Here is a 12,349-nt window from a genome sequence, read left to right on the forward strand (position 1 = left end):
AGGCACGGCGACGCCTTCACGACAAAGCCGCGCATGCTTGCAGCGTTATATCTGCTCTGGCTTAACGTCCGCTCATGGCCGAAAGCAGTCTTCTATTGCAACCTGCTATAGGTTGTGTCCATCAACTCCCCAACCCACTCACCCGCATCACTCTCCGCTGCGCGGCGTCCAGTAGCTGCCCTCGGCCGGTTTCCACGAGCGTGAGCCAGTGGCGGGCGCGGGTGATGCCGGTGTAGACGAGTTCTCTTGTGAGAATCGGGTTGGGGGCGTCGGGGAGTACCAGGGCGGCGTGGGTGAATTCCGAGCCCTGGGATTTGTGTACGGTCATGGCGAACACGGTTTCCACGGCTTGCAGGCGTGAGGGCAGTACCCATTTGATGCGGTCGCTGCCGTCGCCGGCGGGGAAGGCGACGCGCAGCAGGCGCGGGTTGTTGTCGCTTGAGTTGGCGTCGGGGCGGGGCATGGCGAGGGTGATGCCGATGTCGCCGTTCATCAGCCCGAGGCCGTAGTCGTTCTTGGTCACCAGGACAGGGCGGCCGGGGTACCAGAGCTGGCGGCCGTCCTGGCTGTCGATCAGTCCTTCCTTTTCCAGTGCCTGGCGCACGCGTTCGTTCAGGCCTTCCACGCCCCAGGGGCCACGCCGCAGGGCGCACAGCAGTTGGAAGTGGCCGTGGGCTTCGAGCACTTTTCTGGCCCAGTCGTCGAAGGCCGTGTGATCGGCGTCGTCCGCTGGACGTTGCTCGGCCATGATCGAGAGGAAGTGCTGGTAACCGACCGGCGGCGTTCTGCTGGCGGCTGCGTCGCTTGTCTCGGCCTTGGGAAAGCCTTCGGGATAGCCGGTCACCGCGAGGCGGGCCAGGCGGCGTTCGTCGTCCTTGGGCAGCTTCAGGTGCGAGAGATCGGCGAAGCCGGCGCTGAGTGCCTGCTGAATCGCCCGGCGCTGCTCGGCGGGCTCGTTCTCTCGATCGAGCGGGGCGTTGATGGCGGCGGCCAGTTGGCCGATGCCGCTGTCGGCGGTGAAGCGGTGGCTGACGCGCAGCATGGCGATGCTCTGGTCGAGCGGTTGGCCGTCGGCGTCGAGATAGTCGCCGGGCAGCGTCTGGCCGGTGGCATCATTCAGCCAGTCGGCGGTGGCCGGGGTGTAGTGGCCGCCATCGGCGCGGGCGCAGAGGTCGCCGAGGATCGAGCCGGCTTCCACCGAGGCAAGCTGGTCCTTGTCGCCGAGCAGGACCAGCCGGGCGTGGGGCGGCAGGGCTTCGAGCAGGGCGGCCATCATGCCCACGTCGACCATCGAGGCTTCGTCGACCACCAGTACGTCGAGCGGCAGCGGGTTATGGCGGTCGTGGCGGAAGCGGCGGGTGTCCGGGCGTGAGCCGAGCAGTCGGTGCAGCGTGGAAACGTCCTGCGGCACGGCTTTGTGGAGCCGTGCGGCGGGGCTTGTCTCGCCATCGCTCGGTGTCGTCTCGATTCCGGCCTGACTGGCCAGGGAGTCGAAGGGCAACTGGCCGACCTGGCCGGAGATGGATTCGTTGAGCCGGGCGGCGGCCTTGCCGGTGGGCGCGGCGAGGCGGATGCGCAGGGCGGGCTCGCCGGCGCCCAGGGTGAGGGCCTGGAGCAGGGCGAGCAGGCGTACCACGGTGGTGGTCTTGCCGGTGCCGGGGCCGCCAGTGATCACCGCGAAGCGCGAACGCGTGGCCAGGGCGCAGGCGGTCTTCTGCCAGTCGAGCGGCGGGGCGGGTTGCGCGTCACGAGGCACAAAGAGGGTGTCGAGCAGCGGCCGCAGGCTGGCGGCTTCCACGGTCGTTTCATCGATCGTGAGCCGTGTTGAGATCCGGCTGTGGATATCCTGCTCGTGTTGCCAGTAGCGGCGCATATACAGCCGGGGCCGTTCGGCGTCGCCGTCGAGCACCAGGGGCGTGGCGCCGGGGCCGTCGCCGACCAGCTCGGGCTGGTGCAGGGCGGCGCGCCAGGTGGCGACATCGAGCCCGGCCATCACCTGGCTGGGCAGCGGCGGCGGTTCCTCCAGGCTGTCGCCCTCGGGGGGTAGCGAGAGGGCGAGGTCCGGTGTTTCCAGGGTGAGGGCGAGGTCGAGGCAGACATGCCCGCGCCCGAGCTGGTGGCTGGCGAGTGCCGCGGCCAGCAGCAGCGCGGGTGAGGCCTCACTTACCTCGCGACGCAGGAAATCGGCGAAGGCGCGGTCGAGCGAGCGCAGCCAGCCGCGCGCCACCCAGCGCTCGAGCAGGGCGAACAGCGCTTCGTGATCGTCGAGGGCGCGCTCGGGGGAAACAGTCGTGATATCCGGCGTCATGCGGCGGTCTCCTCGGCGTCGCGGAACAGGGCGTCGAGCCCTTCGATCAGTTCGCGGGATGGGCGCTCGGCATGCACGCCGCGCGAGGGCGAGCGGGTGCCGCGCAGGAAGACGTAGAGCGCGCCGCCCAGGTGGCGGTCGATGTCGTAGTCCGGCAGGCGGGAACTGAGCAGCCGGTGCAGGGCCAGCAGGTACAGGCAGTACTGCACGTCGTAGCGTTTCTCGAGCACCGCATCAATCATGGCCTCGGGCGAGTAGGCGGCGTCGTCCGCCCCCAGGTGGTTGGACTTCCAGTCGAGCACGTAATAGCGCCCCTGGTGTTCCGCCACCAGGTCGATGAAACCCTTGAGCATGCCGTTGAGCCGGTCGGGGTCGAGCGCCGGCCGGGGCCTTCCGCCGAGTGTGTGAGTGCTTACGAGGGCGTCCAGTCGGCGGGTGTCGACCCGGTGGGCGGCCAGCCAGAATTCCATCTCGATCTTGTAGCTCTCGAGCCGGTCGAGGCGCAGCGGGGTGTCGTCCGTCGTCGTTTCCGCTGGGCTGTTCGGAACCGGCAGTTCGGCGCTCAACAGGCTGGGCAGCCATTCGGCGAGGGCGGGAATCTGGTTCTCCCAGCCGCGTCGGTTGGCGCGACGGGCCAGGGTTTCGTCGCGTAGTGGGGCGTCCTCGGCGACCCGGGAGAAGCCGTGCTGGCCGGCCCATTCCAGCAGGCCGTGCAAAAATGTGCCCGCCGAGGGGCCGCGTGGAAAGGCATGGAGTGAGCCCTCGCTCGCCGGCTCTTTGTTGACAGGCATGGCGCCGCTGTCGCGGGGCTCGTCGTGGACCTCGCGGGCGCTTTCCTCGCTGGGCGTGGTGGGCTCGCTGCGCGATGCGGGTGCCGAGTCGTCGCTGCCCATGGCTGAATCACTATGGCTTGAATAACCCAGCGCCGAGTAGCTGGCGATCCACCAGTGTTCGCGGATGGTGCGTTGCGGGCGGCGTGCCGGGGCCAGCGGTGCCTCGTCGTTGTCCGGCGGCACGGGCGTGGTGTCCGCTTCGGGAGCGTCACTGACGACGACCGTGCCACCCGTGGTGCCGCTCGGAGTACTATCATGAGCCGCGTCGCCGAGGGCTTCCAGCGCGGGGCGCAGGGCCTCGGGAGGCAGCGGTTGGCCGCTGGCGACGAGCCGGCCGATGGCCGAGTGCTCGAGGCCTTCCAGCGGGGCGAGGCCGAGCCAGGTGGCATGCCGTGCCCGGGTCAGGGCGACGTAGAGCTTGCGCATGTCTTCGCTGAGTCGTTCGTGATCGGCGCGCTCGCGTATTGCCTCGTCGGCTTCCAGGGAGAGGTGCAGCCGGCCCTCGTCATCGTGCCAGCGCAGCGGCAGGTCGGTTTTCTTTGTCGGCCGGGCGGCGGCGATGAAGGGCAGGAAGACCAGCGGGTACTCGAGCCCCTTGGACTTGTGGATAGTGACGACCTGGACGAGATCGGCGTCGCTTTCCAGACGCAGGCGATGGGCCTCGCCCTGCTCCTGCGGTCGGGCGATGGCTTCGCGCAGGTGGCGCAGCAGGGCGTGTTCGCCGTCGAGTTCGCTGCTGGCTTGCTGGAGCAGTTCGCCGAGGTGCAGCAAGTCAGTGAGTCTTCGCTCGCCTTCCGGCACCGTCAGCAGCCGGCCGGGCACGCTGAAGTCGGCCAGCAGCCGGTGCAGCATCGGCAGTACGCCGCGCTGTCGCCATTGGCGATGGTAGTCGCGGAACTGCATCACCCGCGCTTCCCAGGCCAGCTCGTCCTGCTGGTTGCCGCCGCTCATGGCGTCCAGCTCGGCCAGCGTCAGGCCGAGGCTGGGGCTGGCCAGGGCGGCGCGCAGGGCGCGATCGTCGTCGGGCGCGGCACAGGCGGCCAGCCACAATTCCAGCTCGGCGGCGGCTTCGGTCTCGTACACGCCTTCCTTGTCGGAGAGGTAGACGCTGCGCACGCCGCGCTCGAGCAGTGCGCGACGGATGGCGCGCGCCTCGCCGGCGTTGTTGACCAGCACGGCGAGATCCGATGGCGCCAGCGGGCGGAAATCCTCGCCCTCGGTGAAGCCGGTTCGGCCGGCCTGGCCTTCACGGAGCAGCGCGGCCATCTGGCTGGCGCAGCGCGAGGCCAGCTCCCGCAGGTAAGCGGATTTCGACAGCGGCGTCTCGGAATCGAGGTGCCAGAGGGTCAGGGCCGCCTGGGGCGCGCCGTCGCGGGTCAGTGAGTCCTTGCGTCCCTTGGCGCTGACGGGCTGAAAGGGAACAGGGTTGCTGAATCCCTGGCTGAATGGCTGCGCAGATGGATCACTTCGTTGCGCGGTGCTCGAAAGCTCGCCTAACCGCTCGTTATGTCTCGCTTCCTGTGCGCCGTGCGCCTCGTGCTCCATTCCGCTCGCCGATTGATCCAGTGATTCAGATTGCTTTTTACGGAACAGGAAAGCGCCGGCTTCGTTGTTTGCCTCGGCGTGTTCGAAGACGCGGTTGACCGCGGCGACCATGTTGGCGGCGGAGCGGAAGTTGGTGCCGAGGGTGACGTGGCGACCGGCGGTGTCGCGCCGGGCCTCGAGATAGGTGTGGATATCGGCGCCGCGGAAGGCGTAGATGGCCTGCTTGGGGTCGCCGATCAGCAGCACGGCGCTCTTTTCACTGTCATCAACGACGCCACGGTTCTCGGCCAGTCGATAGACGTGGTCGAACAGCCGGTACTGCACCGGGTCGGTGTCCTGGAACTCGTCGACCAGCGCCACCGGGAACTGGGCGCGGATGCGCGAGGCGAGGGTGTCGCCGGCTTCGCCCTGGAAGGCTGCATCGAGCCGGTGCAGCAGGTCGTCGGGGCCAAGCTCGGCGCGGCGGCGCTGGACCGTCTCGCGGCGCCGGGCCATCCAGTGCACGGCGTGGGAGAGCAGGTCGGCGAAGGGCTCGGGCAGCTCGGCCAGACGGTCGCGCAGTTCGGCCAGGGCGTCCAGGGCGGGATGCGTCGGCGGCGGGCCTTCCTTCCAGATCTCGGCCAGGCCCTCCGGCGTCAGGCGTTTCCAGGCGGCATCGGTGAGGTCGGGCGTCACGGCCTCGGGGTCGTTGGCCCAGTCGCGCAGCTTGTTGAGCCAGTTGGCGCGGTTCTTGGCGTTGAGCTTCTGGCCATGGAATGCCTTGCGGTCGGCGGCGTCCTCGAGCAGCGCTTCCAGTTCGTCGACCCAGGTTGGCCAGGGGGCCTTGAGTTCGCCGAGGATGCGTTCGCGCTCGGCCCGGGCGTTGGCCAGCGTCTCGGCCGGCGGTGGCGCCTCGGGCAGGGCGGCGGCGTGGACCCGCAGGCGGCCGACGGCCTCGTTGAGGGCGTCCGGCGAGGCCCAGTGCTTGGTGATCACGCCCAGGGCCTCGGGGTCGAGGGCGTAGTAGAAGGTTCGCCAGTAGTCCCGGGCAATTTCCTGATCCATCGCCGACTGGTCGAGTTCCATGGTCAGGGCGAACAGGCTGCCGCTGTCGAAGGCGTGCTCGCGCAGCATGCGGTGGCACCAAGCGTGGATGGTGGAGACGGCGGCTTCGTCCATCCATTCGGCGGCCAGGCGCAGGCGGCGGGCGCAGGCCGGCCAGCTTTCCCGGGGGTAGCTGTCGCGCAGGGCGAGCAGCGGGTCCGCGGGGCGCTCGGCGGTGGAGGCGCTGTCGGGCACTGGCTCTGCCGAACCCTGTGGCTCGGCGAAGAGATCGCCGGTTTCGGGGGGCGCTTTGTCGGCGCCTGTTCCAGACGCCTCTTCGGCGTCTCCGCTACCTTTGCCCGCCGCGCTGGTGTCGGCCTGAAAGGCGTCGGCGGCTTCGACGAGCCGGGCGCGGATGCGTTCGCGCAGTTCCTGGGTGGCGGCGTTGGTGAAGGTCACCACCAGGATTTCCGGTGGCGTCAGTGGTCGGGGAAAGGCCGCGGTGTCGTCGGCGTCGCGCGGTCCCAGCACCAGTCGCAGGTAGAGCAGGGCGATGGTGAAGGTCTTGCCGGTGCCGGCACTGGCCTCGATCAGGCGGCTGCCGGGCAGCGGCAGGTGAATCGGGTCCAGGTTGGGGGCGTGTTCGCTCATGACTTGTCTCCCCTCGGCTGGCGCTTCGTGGTGCCCGATTTCTGCTTCTGGGTGACCTTCACCGCATAGTGCAGCGGCCCGTAGAGGCGTTCGGCCAGTTCGCCGAAGCGTCGGCCGGCGGCCTGGTGGCGGGCCAGTTCGTCGAAGTCGCGCCACTGGCGGGCCAGATAGGCGTCGCGGCTGAGTTCGCCACCCTGGTGGTCATTGCCTTCCAGGGTCTGGGCGGCGGCCTTGCCGGCCTTGAGGTCGGTTTCTTCGGCCTTCTCTACGTCGCCCAGGTAGCGCTCGATCCCGCTGGCGTCGCCGCCTTTCTCGATCCAGGCGAAGGCGGTGTCGCGGGCCAGCGGCAGTGGTGCGGTCATGCCGGCCTGCCAGGCCGAGGCGATGGCGGTCAGCCGGGCGCGGGCCTCGTCTGCCGGCAGTGGATACAGCGTGCCTTTGCCGGCCCGGGAGCGCAGTTCGGTGATCACCGGGCCGACGGCGATCTGGGCGGCCAGATGCTCGACCCAGGGCGTCAGCCAGTGCTTCCAGTTGTATTTGCTCTGATTGATGATCAGGCTGCTGGTGAGCAGCAGCAGTCGGCAGGTTTCGCCCTGGTCGTTCTCGCGCAGCTCGCCGAGCCAGTCCTCCACGGCCAGTTCGCCGCCGTCGGCGTCCAGCGAGAGCGAGACCGGTGCCGGCATCGGCCGGGCGTGGGGCCAGGCGTCGAGCAGCTCGGCGTATTTGGCGAACAGATCGTCCAGGGGCGCGACGAGGTCCTCGCGCATGCGCTGGGCGAAGCCGCCCATGGCCAGCCGGCCTTCGCGTTCGAGCCGCGCCAGGGTCTCGTCGACGACGGGCATGGGCGGTTCGCTGGCTTCCACGGCGCGCCGTCCGGCGCTGATCAGTTCGTTCTGGAGCTGCCAGTGGGCCAGGCCGTCGAGGTCGAAGGGCTCGTGGTCGGGGCTTTCGGCAGCCTCGCGCTCGAGGTACACACCGAGGCGGGTGTTGAAGAAGGCCTTGACCGGGTCCTTGAGGAAGGCGCCGAGTTGCTTGAGCGTCAGTGGGGTTTCCTGGGTCATTGCCGGCAAGGGCGGCACGGATTGCAAGCTGGCTGTGCTCGGCGATACGGCGTTAAAACCAGGCTCAAGATGCTCATTCGCGTCTGGCTGGTCGGTGTGGATGGCCCGCCATTCATGGGCGTAGGTGAACAGCCCCTTGTCGGCAGCCTGTGTGGCGGTGGCGTCAGCGCGGTTGGGTTGGCGGAAGTAGTCGCGGCTGAAGGGCTGCAGCGGGTGCTCGGTGGTCAGGGCGTCGAGCAGCGCCTGGCCGCCGTCATCCTGCTCATCCGCTGCGTGCCCGGCCAGGCGCCAGCCGCCGGCGAGGTGGTCGCGCAACTGGCCGAGCAGTACCGAGGGCGGCTGGAGGGCGTTGTCGTGAATGCTGCGGCCGACCCAACTGATCATCAGCCGCTCGCGTGCCGAGAGCAGCGCCTCGAGGAACAGGTAGCGGTCGTCCTCGCGGCGCGAGCGGTCGCCGGGGCGGTAGTCGTGGCCCATCAGGTCGATGTCCAGCGGGCGCTGGGTGCGCGGGTAGTCGCCGTCGTTCATACCCAGCAGGCAGACGTGGCGGAAGGGAATGGCGCGCATCGGCATCAGGGTGGCGATGTTCACCGCGCCGGCCAGGAAGCGCTGCGAGAGGTTGTTGCCGTCGATCTGGCCGAGCCAGTGTTCGCGTACCACCGAGAGCGGCAGGGGCTCCTCGAGGCCGGCATCCTCGGTGGTGTCGCGCCATTCGTCGAGCAGTTCCTCGAGCCGGGTCAGGGTGCTGAGGTCGGCTTCGTCGGCGGCGCTGAAGCAGTCGGCGAGCAGCTCGCGGAGTCGCTGGCACCAGGTGGCCACGTCGGCGGGCTCGCTCAGGCGCCGCCAGAGGGTGTCCAGGGTGTCGAGCAGATCCACCAGCGGGCCGGCCAGTGCGGCTTCCAGGCCGCCGATGTCGCCGAACGGTTCGATGCCATGCCAGGGGCCGTCGGCGTTGTCGCCCACCGCGTAGCCGAGCAGCAGGCGGCGCAGGCCGAAGGCCCAGGTGTTGGCGGTGAGCCCGTCGGGCAGGTCGAGGCGGGCGCGCTGGTCGGCGCTGAGCCCCCAGCGGATGCCGGCGCCTTCGATCCAGCGGCGCAGTACCGGCAGGGCCTCGGCGTCGAGCCCGAAGCGCTGGCGCAGGGCGGGCACTTCGAGCAGGTCGAGCAGCTCGCCGACGCTGAGCCGCGATTCGGGCAGGTGCAGCAGCGCCTCCAGGGCGATCAGCAGCGGTTGGCGGTGGCGGCTGGTCTGGTCGGAGAGCGTGAAGGGAATATGGCGCGGATCGTCCGGTGCCAATCGCCCGAACACCGCCTGGACGGCGGCGGTGTAGGTGTCGATGTCGGGCACCATGACCAGGATGTCGCGGGGCTTGAGGCTGGGGTCGGCGTCGAAGGCAGCCAGCAACTGATCATGGAGGATCTCGACCTCGCGCAGGGCGCTATGGGCGACATGGAAGCGCAGGCTGGTGTCGCGCTCCGGGTCGACCGCCGGCCAGGTGTCGCGGCTCTCGCTCGGGGGGCGCAGTTCGAGGATGTCGTCCTGCAACTGCTGGAGCAGGCCGGGCGCGTCGCAGCGTTCCAACGGCGACTCGAACAGGTCGATGCGCAGCGACTCGGCCTCGAAGCGGGCCCGGTAGCTTTCCTGGTCGTCGAACTCGTCGAGCAGGCGCAGGTAGTCGCGGCCCTGCTTGCCCCAGGCGGCCAGCAGCGGCTGGGCGTGGAGATGCAACTGGGTGTCGTCCAGTTCGATGGGCATGCCGGGGCGACGTTGCTGGCGCTTTCGGGCGGCACGCAGCAGGTCCTTGTGCTCGATGATATCGGCCCAGTAGTGGCGACAGGGATTGTGCACGCAGAGGATCACCTGGCTGACCCGGGCGATGGCGGCCAGGGCCTCGAGGGTCTGGCGGGGCAGCGAGGAGATGCCGAACACCATGACGCGGCGCGGCAGGCCGGGAGGACGCGTCTCGGGGGTAAGTTCCTTGCAGGCCTCGAGAAAGCGGCTGTGCACCAGGGCGCGGCTGGTGGCCAGCCCCGCCGCGCCGATGTCGTCGCGCAGGTAGCGCCACAGGGCGGGCTGCCAGCGTTGATCCTCGTCGAGCGGCCGGGCCTGGCCGCGGGCGTCGATGAGCTCGTCGCGGCCCTCTGCCCAGGCGGCCAGCCAGTCGGCGCGGTAGACCTGGTACTGGTCGAACAGGTCGGCCAGGCGCTCGGCGAGCTGATGGCGCTTGCGCAGGTCGTCGTCATCGGCCAGAAAGCGCGACAGCGGCGCGAACAGCGGGTCGTCGAGCAGGGCGGGCAGCAGGCGCATCAGCCGCCAGATCAGCCGGGGCTTGTCGAGCGGCGACTCCGGCGGCACGGCACCCTCGCCATCGCGATGCACCAGCACGCTGCGGTAGGCCTGCCACAGAAAGCGCGCCGGCAGGGTGACGTCGAGTGCCGCCGCCACGCCGCTGCCCTGAGGAGCATCGGCGGCCAGGGCGAGCTTGAGCCACTGACTGATGCCGTTGCTCTGCACCAGGATGGTCTCGTCTTCCAGCGGCGTCAGCGGATGGCTGCGCATCCAGGTCACCGCCAGGTCGCGCAGGTCCTCCAGGCGATTGCCATGCACCACCATGAAGCCGGGTTGCAGGGTGGTGTCGGATGTGGCGAGCATGGCGGTTCCTTCGCGGCGGCGAGCGTGCCTTCATGGTGCCGCAAATCGGTGGCGTCATGAAGCCGGCTCACTAACATTGCTCAACGGGCAAAAGCGTCCGAGATTGCCTCCACGACAACCCGCACCCGCGCGGTGTGTGCCAGATCCTGGTGTAGCACCAGCCATGCTTCGTATGGCGTGGCCCGATGGCGATCGGGCCATACACGCACCAGTCGGCGATCACGCTGGGCCAGATAGTCCGGCAACTCGCCCAAGGCCAGGCCTGCTCGCACGAAGGTTGCCAGCATCAAGCTGGAATCCAGTTCGGCGACCACCCGTCCCTGGCCTCTGGGGACACCGGCCAGGGTGTCGTCCTGCCGTCCCGTTACTCCTTCCTGGTAAAGCGCTATGTCGTGACCCGCGAAGCCCTCGTCGGGGTGCGGTTCGCCATGCCGTTCCAGATAGCCCTGGGTCGCGTACAGCCCGACCTCCCAGCGACCAAGCTGTCGCACGATCAAGTCCGGCTGCTCCGGTCGCAGCGTGCGCACGGCAACATCCGCTTCGCGTCGCGCCAGGTCGAGCAGCCGTGTCGTGGTACTCAGGATGACGCGTATGTCGGGATGAGTGGTGCGCAGGCGTTCGATCGCTGGTACCACGAAGTCCACCGCCAGGGCGTCGGTGGTGGTCACGCGAACCTCGCCGGCGACACGCTCGTCGGCACCTTCGCTGAGTCGCTCGAAGGAAACGGCCAACCGCTCCATATTCTCGGCCGTGGGCAGCACTTGCCGGCCGCTATCGGTGAGGGTCAGCCCACCTTTGGTACGCAGGAACAGCCGACTGCCCAACGTCCGTTCCAGGCCGGTCAAACGCCGGCCCACCGTGGTCTGGTCGAGGGCTAATCGCTGTGCCGCCCCGCGCAGTGTGCCGGCTCGATACACCGCCAGGAAAAACCGCACGTCGTCCCAGTTCATCCGGTGCCTCTTTGATGCAAATATGCAGGAATGGTCTGCATTTTAATGCATTTTTGCATCAAGGGTGCCTTCGTACAATGGCACTCCCTTCCTATGAACCCTTGATGAGCAGCCGAGTTATCGGCTGCGGGGAGCTGCCATGCCTCGCTTATCTTTCGTCCTGACCGTCGCCATGCTCAGTGCCTTCGGCCTGATCGCCTCGGACGTTTATCTGCCCGCCATGCCGAGCATGACGATCGAGTTCGGCGTCGCCGACTGGCAGATGCCGCAGACCGTCTCTATCTACCTGCTGGCACTGGCAATTGCACAACTGTCTTATGGGCCATTATCGGACCGCTATGGTCGAAAGCCCCTTCTGCTGGCCGGCATCGCCCTTTACATGGTCGGTTCGCTGGGGTGTGCCGCCTCAAGCGGTTACACCGGGTTTCTGATCTGGCGCATACTCGAAGCGGTCGGCGCAGCGGCGGGTTTGGTCATTGGCCGCGCCTTGATCGCCGATATCTGCGATAAGCGCACCTCGGCCAAGGTCTATGCGGTGGTCTATCCCCTGGTGTCGTTGTCGCCGGCCCTGGCGCCGGCCATCGGCGGACACCTGGCCGCGGTATTCGGATGGCGGGCTGACTTCCTGTTCGTGGCCGCTTTTGGTGCCGCGGCGCTGTTGATGGTGCTGACGCTACTTCCGGAAACGCTTCCCGTCGCGGCCCGTACCCGGACTTCGCCATTCGCCGGGTTTGGCCATGTCGTCCGCGATCGGAATTTTCGCCGCTACACCCTGGTGGTCTGCGCCATCTACTGCGCCTGGTTCGTCTATCTGACCCAATCGCCATTCCTTTTCGCGCGCCAGGGCTTGAGCGAAGAGCAAAGTGGCTGGCTGTACCTGCCGCTGACAGCCGGCATCATCGGCGCCAATCTTCTGGCCAAGCGGCTGCTCGATCGTTGGCCCTATGACCGCATCGTCGCCGCAGGTATCGCCTGCTTTGTGCTCGGCGGCATAGCCTTCCTGGGCATGGCTGCCCTGGAGAGGCAAGGTGCGGTTACCGTGGTGCTTCCGATGTGCCTGGTCAGCCTGGCCAACGGCTCATCATTGTCGCTGGCCGTATCCGGAGCCATCGCCAGCGAACACGGGTATGCAGCCACGGCATCGGGGCTGGTAGGGTTCTGCCAGATCGGTAGTGCCGCGCTCTTGGCGATGGGGATAAGCGCAACGTTTGGCACCGGACTTAACGTGCTAGGGGGCGCTGTGCTGACACTTGGACTGCTCGCACTATCCACGTGCTTGCCTTGGTCGGGACGTCCGGCGGAACAGGCCTGATATCCGGATATCGA

General features: G+C 68.3%; 5 protein-coding genes. 1 reads left to right on the forward strand and 4 read right to left on the reverse strand.

The genetic code is table 11. The features are described from left to right. Window positions 1–121: 121 nt before the first annotated feature. The 4 genes from recD to HELO_RS02590 form a co-directional block, all read right to left on the reverse strand. A complete protein-coding gene (recD, locus tag HELO_RS02575) occupies window positions 122–2,308 on the reverse strand; it encodes an exodeoxyribonuclease V subunit alpha (RefSeq protein WP_013331241.1) in 2,187 nt (728 codons plus the stop codon). Further along, window positions 2,305–6,360 (reverse strand): exodeoxyribonuclease V subunit beta, encoded by a 4,056-nt coding sequence (gene recB, locus HELO_RS02580; protein ID WP_013331242.1) that lies wholly within the window; start codon window positions 6,358–6,360, stop codon window positions 2,305–2,307. Before recB ends, recD begins: the two co-directional genes overlap by 4 nt. Beyond that, window positions 6,357–10,073 (reverse strand): exodeoxyribonuclease V subunit gamma, encoded by a 3,717-nt coding sequence (gene recC, locus HELO_RS02585; RefSeq protein ID WP_013331243.1) that lies wholly within the window; start codon window positions 10,071–10,073, stop codon window positions 6,357–6,359. Before recC ends, recB begins: the two co-directional genes overlap by 4 nt. 80 nt (window positions 10,074–10,153) lie before the next feature. After that, complete coding sequence (locus HELO_RS02590; protein WP_013331244.1) at window positions 10,154–11,023, reverse strand: LysR family transcriptional regulator; 870 nt, start codon at window positions 11,021–11,023, stop codon at window positions 10,154–10,156. Between the two features lie 139 nt (window positions 11,024–11,162). Between HELO_RS02590 and HELO_RS02595 the strand changes: the two genes are divergently transcribed. After that, window positions 11,163–12,335, forward strand: a complete 1,173-nt coding sequence (locus HELO_RS02595) for a multidrug effflux MFS transporter (RefSeq protein WP_013331245.1) — start codon at window positions 11,163–11,165, stop codon at window positions 12,333–12,335. The last annotated feature ends 14 nt before the right edge of the window (window positions 12,336–12,349 follow it).

Source organism: Halomonas elongata DSM 2581 (assembly GCF_000196875.2).
GTDB lineage: Bacteria > Pseudomonadota > Gammaproteobacteria > Pseudomonadales > Halomonadaceae > Halomonas > Halomonas elongata.